The sequence below is a fragment of the Paenibacillus sp. FSL R7-0345 genome, from assembly GCF_038595055.1.
In the GTDB taxonomy this organism is placed as follows: domain Bacteria; phylum Bacillota; class Bacilli; order Paenibacillales; family Paenibacillaceae; genus Paenibacillus_AQ.
In genome coordinates, this window is record NZ_CP152002.1 from 6,468,182 (window position 1) to 6,495,020 (window position 26,839).

A 26,839-nucleotide genomic window follows, 5' to 3' on the forward strand; every position below is an offset into this window, starting at 1 on the left:
ACAGGTTTATTCAGCGCTACCTGCGTACTGCGCTACCCACTTACCCGCTTCAAGCAGGGAAGCTTCAGCACGTTCGATTGCCGCCTTGACTTGAACAGTCGCTGTACCGCCGTAGACGTTACGGGCGTTTACTACAGCCTCAGGCTGCAAAACAGCGTAGATCTGATCGTCGAACAGCGGAGAGAACTGCTTGAACTCATCCAGGGTCAGATCGAGCAGGAATTTGCCTTCGTTGATGCAGTAGAGCACGGTTTTGCCGATGACTTCATGCGCCTGGCGGAAAGGCAGACCTTTGCCTACCAGGAAGTCCGCAATATCCGTCGCGTTGGAGAAGTCTGTGTTAACGGCTTCACGCATCCGGCCCTTGTTCACCTTCATGGTGGAGATCATCGGTGCGAACAATTGCAATGCTCCTGTCAGCGTAGCTACTGTGTCGAACATGCCTTCTTTGTCTTCCTGCATATCCTTGTTGTAGGCCAGTGGCAGTGATTTGAGGACAGTCAGCAGGCCGATCAGGTTGCCGTAGACGCGGCCTGTTTTGCCGCGTACCAGCTCAGGTACGTCAGGGTTTTTCTTCTGCGGCATGATGCTGCTGCCTGTGCAGAACGCATCATCCAGCTCCACGAAGCTGAACTCGGTGCTGCTCCACAGCACTAACTCTTCGCTGAGCCGGGACAGGTGGGTCATGATCAGCGCTGCGTTAGCCAGGAACTCGACGATAAAGTCGCGGTCGCTGACAGCGTCCAGACTGTTCTCATACACACTGTCAAAGCCAAGCTGCTCAGCTACAAAATGACGGTCGATCGGGAACGTCGTTCCAGCCAGGGCTCCAGCGCCCAGCGGCAGTACGTTGATCCGCTTGTAGCTGTCTGTCAGGCGCTCCGCATCGCGGCGGAACATTGAAACGTAAGCCAGCAGATGATGCGCGAACAGGATCGGCTGAGCACGCTGCAGGTGCGTGTAACCCGGCACAATGGTGTCCACGTTGTCTTTGGCCTGTTCAATCAGCGCTTCCTGCAGTTCATGCAGAAGTCCTACGAACTCGACTACCCGGTTGCGGAGATACAGATGCATATCTGTCGCTACCTGGTCGTTACGGCTGCGTCCTGTATGCAGCTTACCGCCCACTGGACCTACTTCCTCGATCAGGTTCTTTTCAATGTTCATGTGGATGTCCTCATCCGCTACAGAGAACTCAATCTCGCCTGCACGGACCTTTTCCAGCACCTTATTCAGGCCGGCTTTGATTGTCTCAACATCCTCCTGCGGCAAAATACCGCATTTGCCCAGCATCGTGACATGGGCCAGACTGCCCTGCACATCTTCCTCGGCCAGTGCCTTATCGAAACCGATGGATGCTGTATACTCCTCCACCAGCTTGTTTGTCCCTTTAGTAAACCGGCCGCCCCAAAGCTTGCTCACCTTTATGTCCTCCTCTGCAGGACGCTAGAAGAGCCGCTCCTGTCCTGTCGGAGGAACGGCCTTCTGGTGTCCGCTTATGTTATGTTCTGCTATGAAACCGCTGAGCGGTTAAGTAGAAACGGCTACACCGTCCTAAACCGGACGTTATCCGTTTCTGCGAGAAATATAAAGATGATTTATAGCGTAAAACTGATAAATCCTTATATTTTAAGTATTCTACTTGTTAGACTCCGCTACGCCGGAGGAAACCTTCAGCCGCAGTGCGTTCAGGCGGATAAAGCCTGTTGCATCGCCCTGGTCATAGGCCTGAGTCGGATCGGCTTCCATTGTCGCAATATCCGGGTTGTACAGGCTGACTGGCGATTTCACGCCGGCGCCGATGATGTTGCCTTTGTACAGCTTCACGCGTACTGTACCTGTTACGTTCTTCTGGCTCTCGTCCACCAGTGCCTGCAGCGCGAGGCGCTCAGGAGCGAACCAGAATCCGTTGTACACCAGGGTGCTGTAACGGGTGATCAGGCTGTCACGCAGGTTCATTACTTCGCGGTCCATCGTGATAGACTCCATTTTGCGGTGAGCGGTGAACAGGATGGTTCCGCCCGGTGTCTCGTACACGCCGCGGCTCTTCATGCCGACAAAACGGTTCTCAACCATGTCTACGCGGCCGATCCCGTGCTTACCGCCCAGCTCATTCAACTTCTCCATAACCTGCAGCGGAGTCAGGGCTTCACCGTTCAGGGCTACGCAGTTCCCTTTCAGGAAGTCCAGCTCAAGGTATTCTGCCTCGTCCGGTGCGTCCTCAGGGGCATTGCTGAGCAGAAACATTCCTTTGTTCTCGGGAGCACTTGGATCAAACCAAGGATCTTCCAGTACGCCGCTCTCATAGCTGATATGCAGCAGGTTACGGTCCATGGAATACGGCTTCGCAGCCGATGCCTGTACCGGAATACCATTCGCTTCAGCATAAGCGATCATTTCCGCCCGGCCCGGGAACTGGTTGCGGAACTCTTCCAGCCGCCAAGGTGCAATCACCTTGATGCTTGGCGACAGTGCCGCCGCATTCAGCTCGAAGCGGACCTGGTCATTGCCTTTGCCGGTTGCGCCGTGGGCAATGGCTGTAGCGCCTTCTGCGATCGCAATGTCCACCATACGCTTAGCGATCAGCGGACGGGCAATACTTGTGCCGAGCAGATATTGGCCTTCATACAAAGCGCCCGACTGGAACATCGGGTAGATAAAGTCATTCGCGAACTCGTCACGCAGATCGTCAATGTAGACCTTCGATGCGCCGGTAGCCAGCGCTTTTTCCTCAAGGCCGTCCAGCTCTTCCTTCTGGCCGATATCGGCGGTAAAGGCGATAATCTCTGCATCATAGGTTTCTTTCAGCCATTTCAGAATGACTGAGGTATCCAGCCCGCCGGAATAGGCGAGTACAATTTTTTCTTTAGGCATGGGGGTGCAACTTCCTTTCGGTTGGGGGTATAGGATGGTTACCGAAATCTGCTTATAGAGCTCCGGTGCCCGGACGCAATCTGCGTGAATGTTTGGACTTCCGGTCGCTGTTGTCTTCAGATTTCCTGATTCGAACCGCTATAAGCGGTAGAAATCCGAAGACAAAGGCGAACGCTATCGCTCCTACAGTTCCAAACTTCACTCCGTTGCTTAGCACCGGAATCTAACGCATAATTCAAAAACCATCCTATATAGTTTTTTATATAGTATAAGACCTTTAAGGCCTTTGCAGGTTCAAATCTGCAATTAGCCCATCAAAGCAGCCATAAGCGCCTTCTGCGCATGCAGGCGGTTCTCAGCCTGGTCGAAGATGACCGAGTTCGGTCCGTCGATTACGCTCGTGCTGACCTCTTCCTCACGGTGGGCCGGCAGGCAGTGCAGGAACAGGTAGTCGCTCTTTGCGCCTTTAACGAGCTCCTCGTTGACCTGGTAGTCCTTGAATGCCGCTTCACGTGCCAGCTGTTCGGCTTCGAAGCCCATGCTCGCCCATACGTCAGTGTAGATAACGTCTGCGTCCTGTACGGCTTCCTGCGGGCTGTTGGTGATGACGATGTTAGCGCCTGTCTCTTTGGCGATCTCACGCGCCTCAGCAACGACAGCCGGGTCAGGCCCGTAGCCTTCCGGTCCGGCAACCGAGACATGTACGCCAAGCTTGGCGCCGCCAATCAGCAGGGAATGCGCCATGTTATTGCCGTCGCCTATGTAAGCCAGCTTGAGGCCCTTCAGCTTGCCCTTATGCTCGTAGACGGTCTGATAGTCAGCCAGCACCTGACAAGGGTGCGCCAGATCGCTCAGGCCGTTGATCACAGGGACAGAGGCGTAGCGGGCCAGATCTTCCACCTTATCATGGCCGAAGGTGCGGATCATAATCCCGTCGAGATAACGGGACATTACCTGAGCCGTATCGCCTACGGTTTCGCCGCGGCCGAGCTGGATGTCATTTTTGCTCAGGAACAGTGCATGACCGCCAAGCTGATACATGCCTACCTCGAAGGACACGCGTGTGCGGGTCGAGGATTTTTCAAAAATAAGTCCGATTGTCTTGCCCTTCAGCGGCTGGTAAACCTCGCCGTTTTTTTGCTTCTTCTTCAGCTCGATAGCCAGATCAATCAGGTACGTGATTTCTTCCGGGCTGTAATCGTTCAGCTCCAGCAGATCACGGCCTTTGAGCTGCTGTGCGATAGTTAGCTTATCGCTCATGAATGTACCTCCCCGTCTGCTTGGTTAGCATAAGTATGAATCAGCGGGACAAGAATGTCCACCGCCTGGTTGATCTCATCACGGCCCACATATAAATTAGGCAGCAGGCGGATCACATTCGGTCCGGCCTGCACGAACAGCAGCCCCTGCTTCTGTCCCGCCAGTACAATATCGCCTACAGCATCTGTACATTCGATTCCGATCAAGAGGCCTTTACCGCGCACTTCTTTCACAAAAGGCGTATCTGCCAGCTTCTCTCTGAGCAAGCCGCGCAGGTATTCGCCCATCTCCTCAGCGCGCTGCGGCAGCTCGTCTTCGAGCATCGTCTCAATAGTAGCTTCCATCACCGCTGCCGCCAGCGGCGTACCGCCGAAGGTGCTGGCATGGCTGCCCGGGCTGAACGCATCGCGCAGATATCCTTTGCCCAGCATAACGCCTGCCGGGAATCCGCTTGCTACGCCTTTGGCCAGCGTGAAAATATCCGGCTCAATACCGTAGTGCTGATGCGCAAACAGCTTGCCTGTACGGCCCATGCCGGTCTGCACTTCATCCACGATCAGCAGCAGGCCATGCTCGTTGCACAGCTCAACTACAGCATCGAGGAATTCCTGCTGTACCTCCAGCACGCCGCCTTCGGCCAGGATCATCTCCAGCATGATGGCTGCAGTATTGTCCGTAATGGCCGCCTTCAGCGCCGTCAGATCATGCAGAGGCACCGTCTTGAAGCCCTCCGGGAGCGGCAGGAAGCCCTCTTTTACCTTCTGCTGTCCGGTGGCTGTCAGCGTCGCCAGAGTACGACCATGGAAGGACTGCTCAAACGTAATGATCTCGTAGCGTCCCGTGCCCTTCACTTTCTGATGATAACGGCGGGCCAGCTTGATTGCAGCCTCATTCGCCTCCGCACCGCTGTTGCAAAAGAACACCTGATCAGCACAGCTATTACCCGTAAGTAACGCTGCTACCCGGTCCTGTCCCGGAATATGGAACAGATTCGACACATGCCACAGCGTATCAATCTGCTCCTTCAGCTTTGCGCCAACCTTCTCCGGAGCGTGCCCCAGACTGGTTACCGCCAGCCCGCACATGAAATCAAGATACTTGTTACCCTGGTCGTCCCAGACCCAGCTGCCTTTGCCCTTAACCAGACTCAGATCATATCTGGCGTAGGACGGGAATACCGCACTCAGCTTGGCAGGAGCAGCCTCCTGAACCTCCGTTTCCCCTGAACGGGTATCCGCAGCCCCTGTTAAAGAATCTTTTTCCGCCTGTGTAAGCTCACTCATTCTTAGTCACTCTCCCACCATGCTGCTTCCGGTAAACCGGCAGCGCTATATTTTGATAACACCTGACTTCCGGCTCGGCTTGTGTCCACTCTATCTTACCAAACTACGAACGGATAATTCTCGTCCCCAGCTTCTCCCCGCCCAGCACGCGGCTCAGCACCTGAGGCTCTTTGCCGTCTACGATAACGACTTCGGACACGCTGCCCTGAATACAGTCCATCGCGGCGCGCACTTTAGGGATCATACCGCCGTAAATTTCACCGCTGGCAATCAGCTCTTCAATCTGCGTCACTGTGACTGATGGAAGTACAACCTTTTCACCATCCATTGTGCGCATAATGCCCGGAACGTCAGTGACCACAATCATCGAAGGCGATTCGACAAAAGAGGCCACCGCTCCCGCCGCCGTATCCGCATTAATATTGTAACGCTGCCCCGCAGCATCCACGCCGATCGGTGCGATAACCGGAATGTAGCCGAGTGCGAGAATTCCTTTTACGATCTCCGCCTTAACCTCAATCACCTCGCCGACCTGCCCTACCTCATCGCTGTTGGCTACAGGCCGTGCCAGAATCAGATTGCCGTCAACGCCGGACAAACCAAGCGCCTGCCCGCCGCTGCCCTGGATTCTGCGGACAATCGCCTTGTTGATGCTTCCGGCCAGCGTCATCTCTACAACATCCAGCACTTCCTCTGTCGTCACCCGCAGACCATTTACAAAGCTGCTCTCAATCCCCAGCTTCGCCAGATTATCCGAAATCGCCGGCCCTCCGCCGTGTACAATTACAGGCTTAACCCCGCTGCCCTGCAGCGCCCGCAGATCCTCAAAAAAAGAATCCGGCAGCGCAGCCAGCGTACTCCCGCCGCATTTCATCACAAACAGCTTTTCTATATTTAGCTCGCTCATCGATTCTGTACCCTCCCTATGGTCTTATACCAGCCGCCCGTCAGGTACGGTACGCAGCATTAATACGTACATAATCATAAGTGAGGTCACAGCCCCAGGCTGTAGCTTTACCTTCGCCGTCAGCAAGCTTTACGGTAATCAGTACGGTATCAGTCTTTTGCAGATAGTGCAGAGCCTGCTCCTCATCAAAAGCTACAGGCCGCGACTGGCGCAGCACCGCAATCTCCCCAAGCGAAATATCAACCTTTTCGGGCGATACCGGTACTCCGGCACGTCCAACAGCAGCAATAATCCGCCCCCAGTTGGCATCCGCCCCAAAAATCGCCGACTTCACCAGGCTGGAGCCCACTACCGTCTTCGCAATCGCAGCTGCCGCCTCATCATGCACCGCACCGCTGATCTGTACCTCAATCAGTTTGGTCGCACCTTCACCGTCCCGGGCAATCGCCTTGGCCAGATGCTGGCACACATAGGTAAACGCCGCAGCAAAAGCATCCCAGTCCGCGTGCAGACGCGTCAGCTTCTCATTTCCGGCCAGACCGCTGGCCATCGTCACGAGCATATCATTCGTGCTTGTATCTCCATCAACAGTTATCATATTAAAAGTAGTATTAGTAGCTGTGCGCAGCAGGCTTTGCAGATCTTCCCCGTCAATCAGGGCATCCGTCGTCATGAAGCCAAGCATAGTGGCCATATTCGGATGAATCATCCCCGAGCCCTTGGCTGCACCAGCAATTGTTACCTCTATTCCGCCGACTGATACTGTGACGCAGCATTCTTTTTTCACCAGATCGGTTGTCAAAATAGCCTGGCTGAACTCCTCCGCTCCGGAGGCGCCTCCATCCAGCTTCTCCTGAATTCCGGTAATCCCGCTGCGCACACAGTCCATCTTCAGTAATTCGCCGATAACGCCTGTTGAGGCAACGGCAACATCCAGCTCATTGACACCAAGCGCTTTGGCCGCAGCAGCACGCATCTCGTAAGCATCTTTTTCACCCTGCTCGCCTGTGCAGGCATTGGCATTCCCGCTGTTTACGATGACTGCCTGCAGGGTACCGTCCGCCAGACTTTCCCGGGTTACTTTAAGCGGCGCAGCCTGGAATACATTCGTTGTATACACAGCCGCGGCTGTTGCCGGAACCTCGCAGAGAATGACTCCAAGATCGTTACGGGTTGTTTTTTTGAGGCCGCAGTGCAGTCCAGCAGAGGTAAAACCTTTTGGTGCGGTAATGCTTCCGCCCTCCACGACAGTATATAGCTGAGTTATGCTCATTGTATGTTTGACCGCTGCGCTTTACGGATACACTGGTGTGTAACCTAGGCCGCGGGTTTCCTCCCATCCCATCATCAAATTCAGGTTCTGAATCGCCTGCCCTGCTGCGCCTTTAACGATGTTGTCAATGACAGACACAATCGTTACCCGTCCTGTACGGGCATCTGCCGAGAAGCCGATATCGCAATAATTCGAGCCGCTGACCTCTTTGGTTGCGGGAAGCACTCCTGCCTCGCGGATACGCACAAAAGATCTGCCTGCATAATACTTACGGTATAATTCCACAAAATCCTGCTCGCTATAAGCCCCGTTCATTCCTGCATACATCGTACTCATAATTCCACGGGTCATCGGTACCATATGGGTCGTGAACGTCACCGTTACTTTTTCACCTGAGATATCTGTAAGCACCTGTTCAATCTCCGGAATATGCTGATGCTTGTTGACTTTATAGGCTTTGAGATTCTCATTGACCTCGGCATAATGAACGCCCAGATTCACTCCGCGTCCCGCTCCCGAAATACCTGACTTCGCATCAATAATAATGCTCTCCGGCTTGATCCAGCCTGCCTCCACCGCAGGAATCAGTCCCAGCAGCGTAGCGGTCGGATAACAGCCCGGATTGGATATAAAATCCACCCCGGCAGCGCGTTCACCATATACCTCGCATAATCCGTAGAATGCCTGCTCAAGGTAAGCCGCCGGCGGAGCCGTGTGTTTATACCATTGCTCATACTCTGCGCCATCCTTCAGCCGGAAGTCACCGGACAGATCGACGACCTTCAGACCCGCTTCCAGCAGCTGCGGCACCAGCTTGGCGCTGACCCCGGAGGGAGTCGCCGTGAAAACTACATCTGCCCTGCCCGCAATCTCAGCCGGATCTACTCCGTCCAGCTTCCGCTCTACAATTCCCGTCAAATGCGGAAAACCGAGCTCGATCGGCTCTCCGGCGCTTGATGAGGAGATTACGGAAGTAATCTCAATATCCGGGTGGTTCTGCAAAAGCCTGATCAGCTCCACACCACCATATCCTGTAGACCCCACTATCGCCGCTCTCAGCTTGCCTGCCACTGTCATCCCCGCTTTCTAACTGTTTCTATTCATGCATACCGTCCTGCAAATATGTATTATTATACGACTGAATTAATATAAATACAACATGTAACGTTAAGTTTATTGGGAGGACCGTTATATAAGAAAGAGAAGCGCAGACTTCTCCATTGGAGCCTCTACGCTTCTCTTTTAAATCCTTCACCGAGTACCTCGTGGGCCTCTGTTATAATCACGAACGCGCCCGGATCGACGGAGCGGACAATCGCTTTTAGCCGGGTGATCTCATTCTGGCCGACAACCGCCATCAGCACAATCCGGTTATCACCGGTATAGCCGCCTTGCGCATTCAGCTTGGTCAGTCCGCGGTCCAGATCATTTAGAATTGCCTGGGATATCGCCTCTGTATGATCCGAAATGATATAAGCCACCTTGGTCACACTAAAGCCCATTTCCAGGGCATTAATCACTCTCCCGGTTACGAACAGGCCAATCAGTGCATACATTGCCTGTTCCATGCCCAGCACAAACGCAGCCAGTGTAATAACCGTGCCGTCCAGCAGCACAACAGACAGCGAAAAGCTGAAGCCGGTAATCTTTTGAATAATCTGCGCTGCAATCGTCAGCCCGCCCGTTGATCCGCGTCCGCGGAACACCAGACCCAGCCCAAGTCCTACTGCGATCCCTCCATAAATAGAAGCCAGCAGCGGATTCGTCGTCGGGACCGGGCCATCTTTGGTCAGGTAGATAAACAGCGGCAGCACAAAGCTCCCCAGCAGGGAGCGCATACCATATTGCTTGCCGAGGAAAATAATCCCCAGGATGAACAGTGGAATGTTCAGCGCCCACTGGGTAAAAGCAGGCTCTGCGCCAAACCAGGCTTCAGCAAGCACCGATAAGCCGGATACTCCACCAGAGGCTATCCGGTTCGGCAGGAAAAAAAGATTAAACCCGAGACCGGTAATCAAGGAACCGATCAGGATTAACGCTATATCTACTGTATGGCGCAGCGGCCCGTTCAGCGGAATCAGCGGCGGTTTGTTGCGTGAATTGACTTTTTGCATGCTCTAGCTTCTCCTTACTACACTCCGAGGACGCGTAGAAATCCAGTTATGCTTATTCAACTTCAGTCTTGATCTGGCTTCGCAGATAGCCGTCAATGAACAGGTTAATATCGCCGTCCATTACCGCTCCCACGTTCCCGGTTTCCACGGAAGTACGGTGATCCTTCACCATGCTGTAAGGGTGGAATACATACGAGCGAATCTGGCTGCCCCAGGCAATATCAGACTGCTCACCGCGGATCTCATCCAGTTGCTTCTGCTGCTCCTGCAGCTTCTGCTCATATAGCTTGGAGCGCAGCATCTTCATCGCCTGCTCCCGGTTCTTGATCTGTGAGCGTTCATTCTGACAGGTTACCACCACGCCTGTAGGAATATGCGTAATCCGCACTGCAGAGTCCGTAGTATTGATGTGCTGACCGCCCGCGCCGCTGGCCCGGTAGGTATCAATCTTCAGATCCTCTGTACGGATCTCCACTTCAACATCATCCGAAATTTCCGGAACCACATCGCAGGAAACAAACGAGGTGTGCCGTCTGCCGGAAGAGTCGAACGGCGAGATACGCACCAGCCGGTGTACCCCCTTCTCCGTCTTCAGATAGCCGTAGGCATTAAAGCCCTTGATCAGCAGCGTTACGCTCTTGATCCCCGCTTCATCGCCCGGCAGGTAGTCCAGTACTTCAACCTTGAAGCCGTTTTTCTCGGCCCAGCGTGTATACATACGCAGCAGCATCTGTCCCCAGTCCTGGGACTCCGTTCCGCCGGCGCCCGGATGAAGCTCCAGAATCGCATTCAGCTTATCATACGGCTGGTTCAGCAGCAGCTGCAGCTCGAACTCATCGACCTTGCCGGCGACTGTGCGGATTGTCCCGGCTACTTCTGCTGCCAGCTCCTCATCGCCTTCCTCATCGGCCAGCTCCGCCATCATTGAGGCATCATCATATTCCTGCTGCAGCTTCTCGAACTGGTCTACTACCGATTTGACCGCGTTCATCTCACCAATGACCGCCTGAGCCTGCTCATTGTCATTCCAGAAGTCGGGCGCAGCCATCTTCTCTTCAAAGTTCGCAATGACTTCCAATTTGAGGTCTAAGTCAAAGAGACCCCCTAAGGTTGGTTAATTTCTTGCCTATTTCACGCAGGTCCTGCTTTACGCTAGGATCAATCATGGGATCACTACACCTTTCAAAATAAAATATTGCGCGGGGCCGCTGATTGGAGGTTTTGTGGATCTGCTCAACAATGCTGCTCCTTAGAGCTGGCACTGCAAAACCTCTAACCCGGTTAATACGCAGATCCGAGGAATGCTTGGACTTCCGGCCGCTGTTGTCTTCAGATTTCTTGATTTGAACCGCTGTTCGCGGTAGAAATCTGAAGACAGCCTATGCTTCCTTAGCGAGCTTTTCTGCGAAAAGCTTTCAGGCGGACGCTAACGCTCCTACAGTTCCAAACTTCCCCTCCACCGCTTCCGCCTTGGTTTTAGATTTTTCGTGAACGCAGCTCATCCTCTGCAGTTGCATCGCCCGATCCGCAAAACTCCAAAAAAGCGGCCGGGCCGCAAACGGGGGAATCCCCCGGGCCCAGCCGCTTTTATTAACATTATAAGCCTGAAGCGTTCGGGATATCCTTACGCGTTCTGGCCGTGGCAGTTCTTGTATTTCTTGCCGCTGCCGCATGGGCAAGGGTCGTTACGGCCGATGGCGGCTTCAACGTGCACAGGACGCTTTTCAGCCGGCTCAGCGTTGGTCGAGATTTTGTCTTCCTCGACTACAGACTGGCGTTCCTGGTTGGCTTCGATGTGCGCCTTCATAATATACGTAGCGACTTCCTCCTGGATGGCGGCAGTCATGGCGTTGAACATCTCAAAGCCTTCAAATTGATACTCACGCAGCGGGTCAGTACCGCCGTACGCACGGAGGTGAATCCCTTGACGGAGCTGATCCATCGCATCAATATGATCCATCCATTTGCTGTCTACAGAACGGAGCACGATAACTTTTTCGAATTCACGAACCAGCTCAGCGCCAAGGCGCTCTTCACGCGCATCGTATTTCTGCATAACACGGTCAAAGATGAAATCAACGATTTCTTCCACTTCTTTACCCCAGAGGTCATCACGTGTAAGGGCGCCTTCATCAAGCAGCTTGCTGTTAACGTAGTCGGCAATCTCTTGCAGCTCCCAGTTTTCCGGAATATCATCCACACAGTGAGCGCGGACTACACGGTCAATGACCGGCTTAATCATTTCCGTTACGACATCCTTGATGTTGTCGGATTCGAGAATTTCGCGGCGCTGTTTATAAATAATTTCACGCTGCTGGTTCATGACATCATCATATTGCAGAACGACTTTACGGATATCAAAGTTATTGCCTTCAACCCGTTTCTGGGCTGATTCGACAGCACGGGTAATCATCCGGCTCTCAATCGGCTGATCCTCTTCAAATCCCAGACGGTCCATCATGTTCAGAACGTTGTCGGCGCCAAAGCGCTTCATGAGCTCATCACCGAGTGACAGATAGAACTGAGTCGAACCCGGGTCACCCTGGCGTCCGGCACGTCCGCGCAACTGGTTATCAATCCGGCGGGATTCATGACGCTCTGTACCAATGATATGCAGACCGCCAACATCTCTAACGCCATCACCAAGCGTGATATCTGTACCGCGTCCAGCCATGTTCGTGGCAATCGTTACGGTTCCCGGCTGACCGGCTTGTGAAATAATCTCCGCTTCCGATTCATGATGCTTGGCATTCAGCACCTGGTGCTTGATGCCCTTACGCTTCAGCATGTCAGATACACGTTCAGAGTTCTCGATCGACACCGTACCTACCAGCACCGGCTGGTTCTTTTTGTGGCGTTCTACGATTTCTGCTACTACCGCATTAAATTTACCGTTCTCACTCTTATAGACAACGTCAGGCATATCCTCACGCTGGTTCGGTTTGTTCGTCGGTACCTGCAGCACTTCCAGGCCGTAAATCTTCTTGAATTCTTCTTCTTCCGTCTTCGCAGTACCTGTCATACCGCCCAGTTTGCGGTACATCCGGAAGTAGTTCTGGAAGGTGATTGTAGCCAGCGTCATGCTCTCGTTCTGCACCTGGATTTCTTCCTTAGCCTCAATCGCCTGATGCAGCCCGTCGCTGTAACGGCGGCCAGCCATCAGACGTCCGGTGAACTCATCGACGATAACAACCTCATCACCGTTCACCACATAATCGACGTCACGGCGCATAATGACATTTGCCTTAAGCGCCTGCACGATATGATGGTTCAGCGTTACGTGGCTGTGGTCATACAGGTTCTCAACGCCAAAAGCGCGTTCAGCCGTAGCCACGCCTTTCTCAGTCAAAGCTACCGACTTCACTTTAATATCAACAGTGTAATCTTCTTCAGCCGTCAGCTTTTTAACAAAACGGTCTGCTGCATAGTACAGCTCTGTCGATTTCTCGGCTTGTCCGGAAATAATCAGCGGAGTACGCGCTTCGTCGATCAGAATGGAGTCCACTTCATCAATAATACAGAAATATAGCGGGCGTTGTACCATTTGCTCTTTATAGAGCACCATGTTGTCACGCAGATAGTCAAAACCAAATTCATTATTAGTACCATACGTAATATCGCAGGCATAAGCTTGTTGTTTATCAGCATGGTCCATACCGTTCAGGTTAACCCCGACCGTCATGCCCAGGAAGTTATAGATTTGTGCCATTTGCGCACTGTCGCGCTGAGCCAGATAATCGTTTACCGTTACAACATGCACACCCTTGCTGAGCAATGCATTCAGATAAACCGGCAGAGTACCCACCAGGGTCTTACCTTCACCTGTCTTCATCTCGGAGATCCGGCCTTCATGCAGCGCCATACCTCCAACCAGCTGTACGTCAAAATGCCGCATGCCCAGCGTCCGTTTGGAAGCTTCGCGTACGGTTGCAAATGCCTCTGGAAGAATCTCCTCCAAAGTCTCGCCCTTTTCAATCCGGGCCCGGAATTCTTCTGTCTTCGACTTAAGCGCCTCATCCGAGAGTGCTACGAATTCAGGTTCCAGTCCGTTAATAATTTCGACCGTCTTCATGAGACGTTTGACATCGCGTTCGTTGGTGTCGCCGAATATTTTCTTTACAAGTCCTAGCATGGTTAACCCCTTTCATGCAACACAGATGGTGGAACCGAGCCCATCCTTAATAAAAAATTGAAAGGGCCATATATTATTTCGATTCCGCTGCTTCATAAATTGTAACAGTTTGTAAGACAAGCCGCAATACGAGCAGCCGCAACCTTATTTTACAAAATAGCAGAAGCGCTGAATTGTCACTCTTTCTATACGAATAAGAGCCCTATTCGCTTCAAGCGAATAGGGACTCGGCTGATTTTTGTAATTAATACTGCCTGCAATGACCATTCGGCATATGGCGTTCCCGGTGAACCAGATTAATCCTGTTCGATCAGGCCGTACTTGCCGTCATTGCGTTTGTAAACAACGCTTACTTCAGAAGTCTCAATGTTGGAGAATACGAAGAAATTATGTCCAACCATATTCATCTGCAGAATAGCTTCCTCCACATCCATCGGCTTCAAGGTGAAGCGTTTGTTCCGCACAACTTCCAGATCATCGTAATCCTGTTCCTCGACAGCCACGGCACTTGCCGGTTCTTCCACGAAGATGGTCTTCAGGCTGCCTTCCTGACGGAACTTACGGTTGAGCTTGGTTTTGTGCTTGCGGATCTGACGTTCCAGCTTGTCCACAACAGCATCAATAGATGCATACATATCGTCGCTGCGGTCTTCTGCACGAAGCGTTACACCAGCTAATGGAATTGTGACTTCCACCGTGTGGATGCCGCGCACTACGCTAAGCGTCACATATCCTTCTGAGGTAGGGGGTGCATCGAAATACTTCTCAAGTCTGCTGAGCTTCTTATCAACATATTCTCTCAAAGCATCTGTCACTTCAATTTGTTGACCTCGAATGCTGAATTGCATAGGGCACTCCTCCTTTGTTTACGTTCCCATTATACCAAATTGTCAGCGCTAAGTAAAAAGCAATTCATTACAGACTTTACATTTACCTTACATAACTTATAGCAAGGCATACTTACAAATAAACAAAGTCCGGACGGGGCAATCAGCCTGCCCACATCCGGACCCTGTTCAGCCGCTTATATTATTCCTGAAATGAACGAAATTATAATAGCAAACAGCTTAAGAACGCCTGTTTACGAACACTATTTGCTTTAAGGGCTATTTTGTATGAATCCGCAATATTTCTATCGGTGACAAAGATGTCCCGCTGCCTGCAATGACATATACTTTATAGGCAGTATTAGCCGTAAGACCACTTAGTGCCAGTGTCTCTCTTACTCCCGGCACCGGTGTAACTCCGCCGCTCCAAGGTGCAGCAAGCTGTGCTCCGGAGCTGTTTTGCCCTGCTAATATCTGTGCTGCAGTAGGCTGGGTAGCATCGGCCGGAAGCACCACGTACCGTACTGGTGTAGCGGTACCACCCGTCTGACCATAGGTCACATAAACATCGGCTGTCACTGTCCCCATAGAACCCGGGCTGAGCTCAGTAATAACTCCTCCACTGGCAGAAGCTGTAGCTAACCGTAATGTATATACGCCTGACCAGTTCCCTGCAGTATCAGCAACCGCAATGTAGGTCGTGTATTCTGTGGCTGGCTGCAATCCATAAACCGAGAAGGATACAGTGCTGCCGGCGGTAGCAGCCGTCTTACCGGCGTTCACACCTGCCGATCCGGCAGCGGTCAGACCATCACGCACCTGCAGGTTTGTCGGAAGGAGTGCAGTGCTGCTGTAAGGAGCGACAACATAATAAACAGCGCCTGTTACTGACGGAGTCAAATACACATCAGCAGTAACAGATCCTACCTGTCCGTACGTTATATTGCTAACGGTTGGTGCGGTGCTTCCACCTCCGCCGCCTCCACCTCCGCCGCTACCTCCGCCAGTTGAGCCGGCAGGAGTTGCTGTCGGCGTTGGAGAAGCCGTTGCAGATGGCGTAGCTGTCGGGGTTGGAGTAGGCGTGACTGTGCTGCCTGTACCAGGCTTATTCGCAGCTGAGTTACCAATGATCCCTACGGCTTCAGCTCTGGTCAGTGCCTTTTTCGGCCCGAAGGTTCCATCCGGATAACCGTTAATAATGCTCTTGGCGGCCGCTGCTGCAACCGCTCCTTTGGCCCATGAGGCAATTTGCGCGCTATCCTTGAACGTCAGCGTTGTGCTGTTTGTGTTCAAGCTCAGCAGCTTTGCGGTAATTACCGCAGCTTCCTGACGGGTAATCGGACTGGTAGCACGGAAAGTATTATTTTCATATCCGCCAATATATCCGGCTCTCACAGCCTTGGCTACTTCGCTGTAAGCCCAATTTGAGCTCTTGAGATCTGTAAAGGTAATTGCTGCCGTGTCCGTAAATCCAAATAAACGGTTTACCAGCGCAACATATTCACCACGGGTAATCGCATTATTCGGCTTTACCGTCCCGTCAGCATAGCCCTGGAGGTAGCCTTTATCGAGCCAGTCCTGCAGTTGACTCTGCGCCCAGTGCCCCTGAATATCCTTAGCCGTTGCTGCAGATACACTTCCAAGAGCGCCGAACAACATGCTGATTCCGAGTATGCCAGTCATTAAACCACGCCACATTTTCTTCATTCTGCTATCCATCCTCCTAAAAGTTTTTTATGCGTACACCTCCATGGTTACTTACCATAACCGCACAAACTCATTTCCGGAAGCGTACGCTTACATTTGTTGGCCTCCGCACACATAACGCATTAAATACAGCACCTGCTTCAGAAGCATTCTGTTGTTCTCTCACTTAGGCAGTATGATGAAATTCATTCGTTCACACTTTGTGTATAACTTCTTCTTCACCGCCGGTGGGCATTGGCTGCGGGAGTATCGTTTTCACACCCTTCTCTAACCATACGCCTAAGCACGAATAGTCTGCATCGAGGCAAGATCGTAGGCCCAACGTCTGTTATTACCCAAATTTTGCATGACTCTAACAATAAACTGGAAATTGATGTTAGCTATCGATTTTCAGAGACAAATTAGCGCTTACAAAACAAAAAAAGACCCCGGGAGAATCCCAGGGTCTCTGCTAGCGTTGTCTAAATTGCTAACCATCTACCATATATGTAGGTCGGCTTCGCCGGATGATTATAATTTGATGACGTTAGCTGCTTGTGGTCCGCGTGCGCCTTCAACGATGTCAAACTCTACGGATTGACCTTCATCCAAAGTCTTGAAACCATCAGTTTGGATTGCGGAGAAGTGTACGAATACGTCGCCACCATCGGCAGTTTCGATGAAGCCATAGCCTTTTTCTGCGTTAAACCATTTAACTTTACCTTCCATTGATTAAACATTCCCTTCGTCATCAGATGAACGTGAGTCTTGCCCACAACTCGACTATACCACCGCAGCTTCTTCATTGTCAATTGGAAAAGTAAATGTTTACTTTCAATAATTTACCACCCATTAATTTAAAATAAAGTTGCTTCAAATGTGATCATTTCATCAAAAAGGAGCAGACGCTATATAATACCCGTCTGCTCCTGAGATGAAACATCAAGAGTGTTATTTTTTGCGGTCCATTAGGATACTGTCGGGGGTGTAGGCGGCCTCGTAGGCGTTACGTTGGGTTTTGGCTTGGTTGCGTTTCTGCAGCCAGTCCCGGGCCTCTAACCGGTGGGCGTTCATTCGGGCTACAATAGCAGGGTCGTGTTCCAGAATCCGACCTAATACTGCTTTTTGCGCAGAAGTCAATTGACATTTTTCGACCTTATTTGCTATTAAATCTACAAATTTCTGCCGTTCATGTACGAAATGCTCCAGCTCCTCATGAGGGGCATCTATTGGTCTTGAAAGAATCTCCAATGTTAGCTCCTCTAGCCCCTGTAGCAGCTTATCCATGCTGTTGCGCTTGACCTGCAGACATTTTCGCAGCTTGTGCAAAGGTCTGGCGAAGCTCCAAGAGGTATCCGATGGCTTCTTCACCGGCCGTCTTGGATTTATTAATATTAGTTTCCGATAATAAATGATCAATGTATTCATACATGGATTTCAGTCCTGCGGAGACTTCATAAGATGCATCTAAAGTATTTGTTAACTCCTTGACGATTGCCCGGGCTTTGCCTACATTTATACTTAACCCGCTATAATCTGCGGTTTCTATTCCTTCCAAAGCAGCTCGACCAAAACGAATGGCTCCATCATACAACATCAGCAGCAATTGTGATGGGCTGGATGTAGATACGGCCGATTGACGGTATTTCTCATAAGGAGATGTTATTATCATTATTAGCTTACTCCTTCATCTTTATTAATTTTTGGTTACGAGGTGAACAAGCTACTTAAGCTGGATGACTGGCTGTTATACTGTGACATCGCTGTTTCCATCGCTGTAAACTTTTTGTAGTAGTTGTTTTCTATATCAGTGAGTCTATCCGTCAGATTAGCAATCTGTGTATTGAAGTCTTTTAATCGTTTACCCATTGTACTCTCAGTCTTAAATGTAACTGTCAAGTCCGTAGAATATTTAGAAGTCCCTGCTTTCAATACCAGTTTATCTAAAGTACCATTGATTTCACTTGATAACTTGTCGAACAATCCCCCTTGAGTTGCTGTGCCTTGAAAAATAGCAGCTGTGCCCTGCGGATTATTCTCAAAAGCTTGCTTTAGCTTCGTTTCATCCAGGATGAGCTTACCATTCTCATAGTATAGCCCTGTTGTTACCCCAACATTACTGAGGGCACCAAGTTGCTCCATAACTGCTGCACGCATAGATGAGATTGTTGACTTAAGAACATCATCATTTTTAAGTAAACCACTCTTTGCTTTCTTTTCCCACAGTTCAATGTCATTTTCCTTCATGGCTTGCTTCTGTTCATCAGTTAGGGGCGTAAAGTCTTTGTAACGCTCCTCGTTTACTTTAGTAGTTAGAGTATTGATTAAATCATTATAGTCCTGAATAAAACTCTTCACCGTTTCAACAGCCTTTGATGTGTCTGTCTCAGTATTAATAGTAGCTGTTGTATTCTCAGCCAGAAGTGTTACATTAATACCATTGATTTTGAAGGTATTGCTGGCGAAAGAAATTTCTTCGGAACTATTGTTTATCTTCACCTTAGCAGCTTGATAGCCCGTTTCATTCACAGTACCCGAGCCAAATAGAGCTAAAAACGTATCATTTGTCCCTCTAGCAACTTTACCTTGTTCACTATAAGTCTTGGAAGCTATAGTCAATTTCCCAGTCACTTCATCGAACTTTGCTGTTACATTGCCTTTCTCCGACTTATTAATTTTCGCCAGCGCATCATTTATAGTAATGCTAGCATCAAATTCGAGCGTGTCACCGTTTAAAGTAATTCTATACTTACCATCTGCAGGAGCTGTGATATTATTAGCCTTTTGAAGATCAGAAAGCTTAGAACTGGCAGTTAGCCGCGTGCTTGAACCGGCTAAATTCATTCCTGCTGTTTCCACGGTAGCCGGTTTTGCAAGTTTGATAATTTCAATAGTCATTGGTATACCGTTAGCCTCAGATGTTGCCTCAGCCTTTAGTGCAGACGTATTACCTGTAACAACAGCCTTTTGAGTAATCATAGAAGCAGAATTATCATATTTAGCCAACAGCTTATTATTACGAAAATCAACAAGCTTGCTGTTTATCTCCCGGTAGCTGTCTCTTTGCCATTCCAAAATCGTTTTATTCTGATTCAGCTTGGTCAGAGGTTGTCTTCTTGCAGCCATCATTTCCTTTACAATACCCTCAACATCTAACCCCGAGGACATCCCGCTTACCCTAATCGCCATGCTTGCACTCCCTTCAATAACAGCTTATACTTTTTCATCCACCAGGATCCCGGCAATATGCATCATATTTGCTACAATATCCAGTGTTTTTTCAGAAGGAATTTCTCTGATTAGTTCCCCAGTTTCTTTGTTCAGCACCTTCACCATAATTGCCTTAGTTTCTTTGTGAACACTAACTTCAAAGCTTTTCTCAGGGCCTTCCAAAGCCTTCAGTGCTTTATCCAAAGCTTTAATTACCTGTTCTTCGCCTACCGAAAAGGCAACACCCTGAACAGCTAACCGCTTCATCTGGTCACCGCTTCTGATCGGATCAACGGATGCAGCCCCAGATAACTTCCCCGCTTGTGAAGCTGAATTTGAGGTGCGTCCACTGTTACTAAACTGATTAAATGAATTAACAGGTTGAATCTCCATAAAGCACCCCCCCGGTATCACTCGTGTATAGTCTATATATCGGCCTTTTCCGTTTGCAAATTAATACAACTGTCAATATATATTTATTCATTATGGATGAATGCTCAACACAAAAAGGGCTCTGGATTGACCAGAGCCCTTTCTTGCTATAAATCTTAACGAAGCAATTGCAGTACGCCTTGCGGCTGTTGGTTAGCTTGAGCAAGCATAGCTTGAGCAGCCTGAGCAAGGATGGAGTTCTTAGTCTGGGACATCATTTCCTTAGCCATGTCTACATCGCGAACACGGGATTCAGCGGCAGTCAGGTTTTCGGAAGAAGTGCTCAGGTTATTGATAGTGTGCTCCAGACGGTTCTGGTTAGCGCCCAGTTTACTTCTTTCGCTGGATACCATTTCAATAGCATTGTTAATTACAGTGATTGCATTATTTGCAGTATCTTTATTGGAAACGTCGATAACATATTCATCAGCAGTTCCATTCTTTACTTTGCTTGCACTGCTATAATTTACATCTACTACCGATCCATCTGTTAGTGTTGCTGTTTGATTCGCAGAGTTGGACGATGATGTGATACCAAGAGCGGCAGATCTCATATCTCCAATCGCTAACGAAAGGTTCTGACCTGCATTAGCTCCGATATGGAAATTTACGGATGCATCTTTACCGTTTTCTCCTTTTGCAAGTGCTGTATCGAAACCAATATCTTTCAAGCCATCATTACTTGCAACGTTAGAGAACTTGATAGTACTTTGTTCGCCTTCAGTTCCGCTTGTAATTTGGAAACGTACCCGGTCAGTATCAGCTACTTGGAGCGCTTTAACTTCTACAGGTTTTGCAGAAGCACCGCCCAAAGCTGTGATTTGATCATTAATGGCCTTCTGGATTTGGGAGGCCAGCTGATCCTTATCCGTATAATCACCAGCTGCGATTTCAGCAGTATAATTCTTTCCGTCAATTTGAACATCGAACTTATTATTTGCATTCTTCCCTAATTCAACGGAAGAACCTTCCGAGATCAGTCCTGTAAATGCTGCTGCGGAACCACCAAAGGAAGCCACACCATTACCAGCTCCTGTCAAGGTTGTAGCAACTGTAATGTTCTTATTTGCACCAGCTTCTGCACTAAAGGTAACTTTAGCAGCGTCTGCGCCTAGAGCAGTATCAGCAGCGGTTTCAAGTGCTGCCGCAAGGTCAGCAGCAGTGTTATAGGTACCATCAGCTACAGTAGCAGTTACTGTTTTTGCCACACCGCCATCAACATAGTTGATTTTCAATTGATTATTAGCAGCCTCGCCGTATTCTTTAAGATCTGCAGCGCTGGACAAAGCATTAGTACCATTACCACCAATAAGATCAATACGGCTATTTGCTCCCTTATTGAGAACATCATCTTTAATTACCAGCTTTCCGCCCTCGAATCCAACGGAGAAGTCATGGTTGGTCAAAGCAGCGCCAGTCTCAACTGCACTACCATCTTTAGCACGGTTAAAAGCAGCTTCCAACGCCGTTTCAAACGCCGCTGCAAATGCAGTGTCATCTGCAGTGGCACCTACTGTAAATGAACGAACACTACCGTTGATAGAAAGTGTAAATTCGTTGGAGCCTGGCAATGACGTAGCAGCAGAGTAAGTAGTATCCGTGCCGCCAGAACTAGTAAGCTTCCCAAACGTATACTCAGCTACAGTTCCTTGGTGGATCTTTGTGGATCCATCAAGAACTGCACCAGTTGCTGTACCTTCGGTTGCAGCTGTTCTAACTTCGAAAGCGTCGGTTCCGATGCCAATTGCAGCAATAGACGAAGCATTTTTAGTTGCAGCTACTGTTTCGGTTTTGTCCTTCGAACCATTGATCAGCTTCTGAGTATTGAACTCAGTAGTGTTACTGATACGGTTGATTTCATCAGCCAACTGGTTCACTTCGTCCTGAATGCTCTTGCGGTCGCTATCTGTATTCGTACCGTTTGCGGATTGAACGGAAAGTTCACGCATACGTTGAAGAATGGAGTGAGTTTCATTCAAAGCACCTTCAGCAGTCTGAATCATAGAGATAGCATCCTGCGAGTTACGGGCAGCCTGATCCAAACCGCGGATCTGACCGCGCATTTTTTCGGAAATTGCCAGACCTGCTGCGTCGTCGCCTGCACGGTTAATACGAAGACCGGAAGACAGCTTCTCGATGTTCTTGCTCTGGTTAGCAGTGTTAGTGCTCAGTTGGCGGTGCGTATTCTGCGCCGTGATATTGTGATTGATAATCATTGTGTATTTCCTCCCTGAAATTGGTTTGTCCACATCCATGTGGTAAGCACTGCCGTTAAGGTCGGCCGCCCTGCCGATCAGTGCCTAATATATATATCGTCTTCTCGCTATTATTGTTAATAGTTAATTTGCAAATTTTGAAATTTATTTTTGCGGCCGCATGCGTTCAATTAATGCATTTAGATTCACAACGTTTGTTGCCGTCGACTCTTTATTGGCTTCCTTGATAGACAAATATACTTCCTGCCTGAAAATATCCACATGCCTAGGGGCTGAAATCCCTACCTTAACACTATCTCCTTCTACCGCCAAAATTGTAATTTCAATATTGTCTTGTATGATAATGGATTCGCCTTTTTTGCGGGTTAACACGAGCATAATTATTCACCGCCTTTTTGAGCTTCGTCACGGACTTCTCTCCACAACTGCTGCCGGACCTGATATTGTGATTTCACTAGAACAATTTGCTTACCGGTACGATTAAGAGGATTCAGCACAATTGGAGCAAGCAGATTAATCGTTGATTGCTCTAACTGCTCCCTAACCGTTACAATAGCGCGGACCAGAAAAGCATCCTTAATCTCCAGCTCCTCGGCATCCTTATCAGGGAATTCGAATTCATACTCCGGATAAAACAGAAAGGGATCAGTAAGCAGAAAGGAAAGACTGTCTGTCTTAAGGGATTGCAGATATGAAAATTTCCCTCCCTCCACTTCAATAACTGCAAACTCTGTTTCCTCCTCAAAACCGGGAATTCCTTTTGGAAAAAAATATATTTGATCCTCGCTTATATCAAGTGTTCCCATAGTCGCTGTTTCTTTAATCATACTTTCCAGCACCTTTCCATTTAACTTATCTAACAAAAAAAGCTATAGATGGTCGTTATCAACCTATTCTATAGCCCTATTTTTTTTACATTTGTACATTTAATTCCGGAGGGGTAAAGCTTAGAGATGGTTTCTGTCTGAGATACACCTCAACACTTGCAGGACTGTAGGTGAATTCCGGTTTGTTAGCCTTTGCCTCTATGTGTACCTCTGCCTTCCGGTATTCTATTTGCGGTGGAACTGGCTTGACCTCAATACGAACATTATCAACAGAAGCAGGCCCTCTTATCTCCGGAAAAGGAACCTTCTGCCAATCTCCCCCATATACCTCTGCTATGGTGTTGCCTGGCTTATGAAAGTTAGCCATACGTTCACCTTGCTCCATCCGCTTCGCAATCCCCTGCAGCCATAGCTGTTCAACGCCTGAATAAATGCGTTCACTCATCTCACGGTAGGTGCCACCTGTATAGGCTGCACGTGCTGCAGACTGATCAATCGTCACTTCCGGATCAAATTGCTGAATCTTTAATTCTCCGGGTGTAGTCGTAATTTGCAGGTCAGCTTTAGGCTGAGTAATCGAAAGCTTCCCTGCTGTAGTATCCAAACCAATCAGGGCCGGAGTCTGGCGGATTTGAACAATAGGCTGCATCAGCTATCCTCCTCTATCTGATAAAATCGACAAGGGTGGATTGAATGATTTTGGCGCCTACTGACAATGAAGCATTATAAATATTCTCTTGGATCTTTGATTGCATGAGCATTTCAGCATAATCACCATCTTCTGTTTTGGATTGAAGATCGGTAAGGTTAACCTCCAGGTCACCCAGACGGTTCTCCATCAATTCTATACGGTTAACCTTTGCTCCGATATTAGCTTGTACAGCCAGCATTTTATTGATTCTATCATCGAGATTGGAAAGCTCAGAAGAAATAGCTGCAGTGTCTCCGGAAACAAGTGCAGCAGAAATCCTGTCAATGACGGCAAAAATATTGTCTTTATCCGCTTCTACTGTACCATCCTCTTTAACCGTTGATGATCCAAAAACCTCGTTTCCGGTAACATTAATAGGCAGTTGTACACTGTCTCCTACGGAATAATTTACAAGTCCATGATCTGTTACAACAAGGGATGCTCCCGAATAATCGAGGTAACCATCTTCTCCTGTAGAGAAATCAAAAGGTTTAATATCATAGTTTTGTCCGTTGAAAATGAATTTCCCGTTAAATTGGCTGTTTCCTATATCAACCAGCTGCTCTTTAAGCTGCATTACTTCTTCGTTAATACTGTTAAGTGCTTCCTGGGGGTTAGAGCCGTTGGCCCCTTTAACGGATAACTCTCTCAAGCGCTGAACTACCTCTCCCGCCTGAGTCATTACAGTATCATTAAATTCCAGCCAGGACAGCGCACTGGTCACATTCTCCTGATATTGCTCATTGGAAGACAGCTCTGCACGGTAACGAAGGGAATAGGTAATTCCTACCGGATCGTCAGACGGCTTATTGATTTTGCGGCCTGTTGCCAGCTGCAGCTGCGTATCATTCATCGTACGCGCATTACGGTTCAGGTTAAGGAGCAACTGTGAGTTCATCATATTGGAAGTAACTCTTAACATGCTTTAACCCCTCCTTTCTTATCTGCCTACAGTACCGGTAGAGTTAATTAATTTATCGAGCATTTCATCATAAGTGGTCATAAATCGCGCAGCAGCGCTGTAAGCATGCTGGAACACCAGCATATTGGACATTTCTTCATCAAGTGACACTCCACTGACGGATTGCCTGCGGGCATTCACTTGCTCTACAAGTGAATTGGAATTTTCAGTCTGGCGCGTAGCTTCCTGAGCCTGCACACCAAGCTGCCCGATCAGCGTTTTGTAAAAGGCACCTGGAGTCGTTGTAATTCCTGTTGTAGGTGAAGTAAATGATCCTAATTGCTGTGTGGACAGCAGAAGTGCTAATGTATTATTTCCTTTAACAACCTTTTCGGAATCATCCTTGCCACTGGTGCGCAGTGACGTAGCCAGCAAATTGGTATCACTTGCAATCTCACTATTAAATGTAATGTTACCTGCAGTAATTTCTGTATCGCTTCCGCTGGTTGTGAATAAAGGTTTACCGGGATTAAGCGTACCGTCCATTGTATATCCTAACTGATGCAGGCCGTTAAGACCTGGAACAATTGTCTTAACATCAGAATTCAAGGTGGCTCCTCTAGGGAAAGACGAACCTGCGGCAATTGTGGACACAGCTCCGTCTGCACTGGTTATGCTGACATCATTAGTTAAAATTGTACCTTCAGGAAGAACAGAGCCCTTTGGAAGGGTAACCTGCACATCCCCTGTAGCAATCGTATTAGCAATATTATCAAGCTGTGATTTATAGTCAGCTACGTATTTTTTGCCGGACGAAATCATACCGAATACTTCTCCTGATTTCAGATCACCAGAGGAATAAGCGCTATTTAGCAAATCGCTGTTTACCGTTGCTGCAACCGTACCACCTTGAACCAGCAGAACACTCCCAAGTGAAATATTATATCCAGTTTCACTTTGCACAACGTTAATATTCGCGATCTTGGATAATTTATCTGTCAGCAAATCACGCTGGTCACGCAGATCGTTGGCTTTGTCTCCCATACTTTCGATCTTAAAAATAGATGAGTTAAGGTTAGCAATGGAAGAAATATAACCTTGTATTTCGGTTCCTTTTACTGTAACACTTGAAGCCAGGTCAGCATCCAGGTTATCCAGCTGCCTGCTCATATAATTAAGCGCATCCGTTAAGGATTGTGCGGTTTGAACGACTATTTTTCGCGCTGTGCTGTCTTCAGGATTTTTGCTTAGGTCAGACCAAGATTTCCAAAAGTTATCTAATACCGTGCTCAATCCAGTATCTGAAGGCTCTGCAAATATTGCCTCTAGCTTGTCCAGCGTATCGGACTGAATCGTCCAGGATCCGTAAGAGGAATTCTCCCCGCGGTACTGGTCATCCAAAAACGTCTCACGAATCCGGTCAATAGAACCGAATTCTACACCTGTACCAAGCTGCCCTGGTAGTGTGGAATTGTTAAGCCCGTAAGCTTCAATAGGGATGGAAGCCCTCATATTCACACGCTGACGTGTGTAACCTTCTGTATTCGCATTAGCGATATTATGTCCGGTAGTACTGAGTGCAGCAGTCTGGGTAAACAGGCTCCGTCTTGCCGTCTCGATTGAATGAAATGTAGATGTCACTGCTAATTCCTCCCTTTTAATTGCTCCGGCAAAACGGATTGAAAGAAAACTACCCTATCCGCGGGCGTCAAAAAGGCCGGGCCGGGCATTACTATAACCCTTATCGGCCGGATGATGATACGTAAATTCCTGGTTCGGTCTTCCGACAAGCAAATCCAGGGAATAGTCTATAAAGGTAAGCGACTGCTCAATCAGCTTCTGGTTCAGCTCGTTAGCTTGCTTTAATTGCTGCAACGTGCCTGAAAGCTTCTGCTGGATTTGCTGCAGCCGCGATTTGTCTTCGGGATCAAATACAAGCCGGGACAGCTCGGTCAGATTCAAGTTCAGATTGGAGCGTATGCCTACCCCTTGTAAGAAGGTAAACGCCGCCTCTGCACGCTGCTCTTCAAGCTGTCCGATCAGCTTCATCAGCTTGGACTCGCGGTTCATAATGTCAATCAGACCATCCACCTTGTTGTCCATAATCGTCTGTTTCTTGACAGCGGCCAGATCAAGCATCTGAAGATGCGTCTCGTCCAGCCGCTCAAGAAGTTCAAGTAATCTCGTCAATGCCATGGATGAATTC

The 26,839-nt window shown here is 49.1% G+C and carries 24 protein-coding genes; all 24 read right to left on the reverse strand.

Annotation, left to right across the window (positions count from 1 at the left end; genetic code table 11):
* Positions 1-6: 6 nt before the first annotated feature.
* A complete protein-coding gene (argH, locus tag NST84_RS28070; RefSeq protein ID WP_342563294.1) occupies positions 7-1,422 on the reverse strand; it encodes an argininosuccinate lyase in 1,416 nt (471 codons plus the stop codon).
* 216 nt (positions 1,423-1,638) lie between these two features.
* Positions 1,639-2,874 carry an argininosuccinate synthase gene (locus NST84_RS28075; RefSeq protein ID WP_342563295.1) on the reverse strand — a complete coding sequence of 412 codons (1,236 nt, stop codon included), beginning with the start codon at positions 2,872-2,874 and terminating at the stop codon, positions 1,639-1,641.
* A 306-nt stretch (positions 2,875-3,180) separates the two neighbouring features.
* Positions 3,181-4,134, reverse strand: a complete 954-nt coding sequence (gene argF, locus NST84_RS28080; protein ID WP_342563296.1) for an ornithine carbamoyltransferase — start codon at positions 4,132-4,134, stop codon at positions 3,181-3,183.
* A complete protein-coding gene (locus NST84_RS28085) occupies positions 4,131-5,417 on the reverse strand; it encodes an aspartate aminotransferase family protein (RefSeq protein ID WP_342563297.1) in 1,287 nt (428 codons plus the stop codon). The genes argF and NST84_RS28085 overlap by 4 nt, the downstream gene beginning before the upstream one ends.
* Positions 5,418-5,520: 103 nt before the next feature.
* A complete protein-coding gene (gene argB, locus NST84_RS28090; protein WP_342563298.1) occupies positions 5,521-6,324 on the reverse strand; it encodes an acetylglutamate kinase in 804 nt (267 codons plus the stop codon).
* 40 nt (positions 6,325-6,364) lie between these two features.
* Positions 6,365-7,597, reverse strand: a complete 1,233-nt coding sequence (gene argJ, locus NST84_RS28095) for a bifunctional ornithine acetyltransferase/N-acetylglutamate synthase (RefSeq protein WP_342563299.1) — start codon at positions 7,595-7,597, stop codon at positions 6,365-6,367.
* A gap of 21 nt (positions 7,598-7,618) precedes the next feature.
* Positions 7,619-8,668: an N-acetyl-gamma-glutamyl-phosphate reductase gene (gene argC, locus NST84_RS28100; protein ID WP_342563300.1), complete on the reverse strand. Its 1,050-nt coding sequence runs from the start codon at positions 8,666-8,668 to the stop codon at positions 7,619-7,621.
* Positions 8,669-8,826: 158 nt separating this feature from the next.
* Positions 8,827-9,711 (reverse strand): YitT family protein, encoded by an 885-nt coding sequence (locus NST84_RS28105; protein ID WP_342563301.1) that lies wholly within the window; start codon positions 9,709-9,711, stop codon positions 8,827-8,829.
* A 52-nt stretch (positions 9,712-9,763) separates the two neighbouring features.
* Positions 9,764-10,877, reverse strand: a protein-coding gene (prfB, locus tag NST84_RS28110; RefSeq protein ID WP_342563302.1) for a peptide chain release factor 2 whose coding sequence is annotated in 2 segments (ribosomal slippage) — positions 9,764-10,804 and positions 10,806-10,877 — 1,113 coding nt in all. Because the reading frame shifts where the segments join, the coding sequence is not laid out codon by codon here.
* 458 nt (positions 10,878-11,335) lie between these two features.
* A complete protein-coding gene (secA, locus tag NST84_RS28115; protein WP_342563303.1) occupies positions 11,336-13,843 on the reverse strand; it encodes a preprotein translocase subunit SecA in 2,508 nt (835 codons plus the stop codon).
* A 296-nt stretch (positions 13,844-14,139) separates the two neighbouring features.
* Positions 14,140-14,691, reverse strand: coding sequence for a ribosome-associated translation inhibitor RaiA (gene raiA / locus NST84_RS28120; protein ID WP_342563304.1), 552 nt, complete (start codon positions 14,689-14,691; stop codon positions 14,140-14,142).
* Between the two features lie 258 nt (positions 14,692-14,949).
* Positions 14,950-16,377 (reverse strand): S-layer homology domain-containing protein, encoded by a 1,428-nt coding sequence (locus tag NST84_RS28125; protein WP_342563305.1) that lies wholly within the window; start codon positions 16,375-16,377, stop codon positions 14,950-14,952.
* A 510-nt stretch (positions 16,378-16,887) separates the two neighbouring features.
* A complete protein-coding gene (locus NST84_RS28130) occupies positions 16,888-17,085 on the reverse strand; it encodes a cold shock domain-containing protein (protein ID WP_019915069.1) in 198 nt (65 codons plus the stop codon).
* Between the two features lie 222 nt (positions 17,086-17,307).
* Positions 17,308-17,643, reverse strand: coding sequence for a hypothetical protein (locus NST84_RS28135; protein WP_342563306.1), 336 nt, complete (start codon positions 17,641-17,643; stop codon positions 17,308-17,310).
* Positions 17,636-18,028, reverse strand: coding sequence for a flagellar export chaperone FliS (fliS, locus tag NST84_RS28140; RefSeq protein WP_342563307.1), 393 nt, complete (start codon positions 18,026-18,028; stop codon positions 17,636-17,638). Before fliS ends, NST84_RS28135 begins: the two co-directional genes overlap by 8 nt.
* Before the next feature lie 35 nt (positions 18,029-18,063).
* Positions 18,064-19,545 (reverse strand): flagellar filament capping protein FliD, encoded by a 1,482-nt coding sequence (gene fliD / locus NST84_RS28145; protein WP_342563308.1) that lies wholly within the window; start codon positions 19,543-19,545, stop codon positions 18,064-18,066.
* Positions 19,546-19,569: 24 nt separating this feature from the next.
* Positions 19,570-19,959, reverse strand: coding sequence for a flagellar protein FlaG (locus NST84_RS28150; protein WP_342563309.1), 390 nt, complete (start codon positions 19,957-19,959; stop codon positions 19,570-19,572).
* Positions 19,960-20,114: 155 nt separating this feature from the next.
* Entirely contained in the window at positions 20,115-22,214 is a 2,100-nt protein-coding gene (locus tag NST84_RS28155; protein ID WP_342563310.1) for a flagellin, read from the reverse strand.
* 144 nt (positions 22,215-22,358) lie between these two features.
* Entirely contained in the window at positions 22,359-22,592 is a 234-nt protein-coding gene (gene csrA / locus NST84_RS28160) for a carbon storage regulator CsrA (protein WP_342563311.1), read from the reverse strand.
* A 2-nt stretch (positions 22,593-22,594) separates the two neighbouring features.
* The gene (locus tag NST84_RS28165; RefSeq protein WP_342563312.1) at positions 22,595-23,041 is read right to left on the reverse strand and encodes a flagellar assembly protein FliW; all 447 of its coding nucleotides are present in this window, start codon (positions 23,039-23,041) and stop codon (positions 22,595-22,597) included.
* An 85-nt stretch (positions 23,042-23,126) separates the two neighbouring features.
* Positions 23,127-23,690 carry a DUF6470 family protein gene (locus tag NST84_RS28170; RefSeq protein WP_342563313.1) on the reverse strand — a complete coding sequence of 188 codons (564 nt, stop codon included), beginning with the start codon at positions 23,688-23,690 and terminating at the stop codon, positions 23,127-23,129.
* A gap of 13 nt (positions 23,691-23,703) precedes the next feature.
* The gene (gene flgL / locus NST84_RS28175) at positions 23,704-24,654 is read right to left on the reverse strand and encodes a flagellar hook-associated protein FlgL (RefSeq protein ID WP_342563314.1); all 951 of its coding nucleotides are present in this window, start codon (positions 24,652-24,654) and stop codon (positions 23,704-23,706) included.
* An 18-nt stretch (positions 24,655-24,672) separates the two neighbouring features.
* Positions 24,673-26,274 (reverse strand): flagellar hook-associated protein FlgK, encoded by a 1,602-nt coding sequence (flgK, locus tag NST84_RS28180; protein WP_342563315.1) that lies wholly within the window; start codon positions 26,272-26,274, stop codon positions 24,673-24,675.
* 54 nt (positions 26,275-26,328) lie between these two features.
* Complete coding sequence (locus NST84_RS28185; protein WP_342563316.1) at positions 26,329-26,829, reverse strand: flagellar protein FlgN; 501 nt, start codon at positions 26,827-26,829, stop codon at positions 26,329-26,331.
* Positions 26,830-26,839 lie beyond the last annotated feature (10 nt).

Excerpts from the sequence above, each read along its gene's own strand:
- NST84_RS28075 (WP_342563295.1), bottom strand. The coding sequence starts at position 2,874 with ATGCCTAAAGAAAAAATTGTACTCGCCTATTCCGGCGGGCTGGATACC.
- argF (WP_342563296.1), bottom strand. The coding sequence starts at position 4,134 with ATGAGCGATAAGCTAACTATCGCACAGCAGCTCAAAGGCCGTGATCTG.
- NST84_RS28085 (WP_342563297.1), bottom strand. The coding sequence starts at position 5,417 with ATGAGTGAGCTTACACAGGCGGAAAAAGATTCTTTAACAGGGGCTGCG.
- argB (WP_342563298.1), bottom strand. The coding sequence starts at position 6,324 with ATGAGCGAGCTAAATATAGAAAAGCTGTTTGTGATGAAATGCGGCGGG.
- argJ (WP_342563299.1), bottom strand. The coding sequence starts at position 7,597 with ATGAGCATAACTCAGCTATATACTGTCGTGGAGGGCGGAAGCATTACC.
- NST84_RS28105 (WP_342563301.1), bottom strand. The coding sequence starts at position 9,711 with ATGCAAAAAGTCAATTCACGCAACAAACCGCCGCTGATTCCGCTGAAC.
- secA (WP_342563303.1), bottom strand. The coding sequence starts at position 13,843 with ATGCTAGGACTTGTAAAGAAAATATTCGGCGACACCAACGAACGCGAT.
- raiA (WP_342563304.1), bottom strand. The coding sequence starts at position 14,691 with ATGCAATTCAGCATTCGAGGTCAACAAATTGAAGTGACAGATGCTTTG.
- NST84_RS28125 (WP_342563305.1), bottom strand. The coding sequence starts at position 16,377 with ATGAAGAAAATGTGGCGTGGTTTAATGACTGGCATACTCGGAATCAGC.
- NST84_RS28130 (WP_019915069.1), bottom strand. The coding sequence starts at position 17,085 with ATGGAAGGTAAAGTTAAATGGTTTAACGCAGAAAAAGGCTATGGCTTC.
- NST84_RS28135 (WP_342563306.1), bottom strand. The coding sequence starts at position 17,643 with ATGGATAAGCTGCTACAGGGGCTAGAGGAGCTAACATTGGAGATTCTT.
- fliS (WP_342563307.1), bottom strand. The coding sequence starts at position 18,028 with ATGATAATAACATCTCCTTATGAGAAATACCGTCAATCGGCCGTATCT.
- fliD (WP_342563308.1), bottom strand. The coding sequence starts at position 19,545 with ATGGCGATTAGGGTAAGCGGGATGTCCTCGGGGTTAGATGTTGAGGGT.
- NST84_RS28150 (WP_342563309.1), bottom strand. The coding sequence starts at position 19,959 with ATGGAGATTCAACCTGTTAATTCATTTAATCAGTTTAGTAACAGTGGA.
- NST84_RS28155 (WP_342563310.1), bottom strand. The coding sequence starts at position 22,214 with ATGATTATCAATCACAATATCACGGCGCAGAATACGCACCGCCAACTG.
- csrA (WP_342563311.1), bottom strand. The coding sequence starts at position 22,592 with ATGCTCGTGTTAACCCGCAAAAAAGGCGAATCCATTATCATACAAGAC.
- NST84_RS28165 (WP_342563312.1), bottom strand. The coding sequence starts at position 23,041 with ATGATTAAAGAAACAGCGACTATGGGAACACTTGATATAAGCGAGGAT.
- NST84_RS28170 (WP_342563313.1), bottom strand. The coding sequence starts at position 23,690 with ATGCAGCCTATTGTTCAAATCCGCCAGACTCCGGCCCTGATTGGTTTG.
- flgL (WP_342563314.1), bottom strand. The coding sequence starts at position 24,654 with ATGTTAAGAGTTACTTCCAATATGATGAACTCACAGTTGCTCCTTAAC.
- NST84_RS28185 (WP_342563316.1), bottom strand. The coding sequence starts at position 26,829 with ATGGCATTGACGAGATTACTTGAACTTCTTGAGCGGCTGGACGAGACG.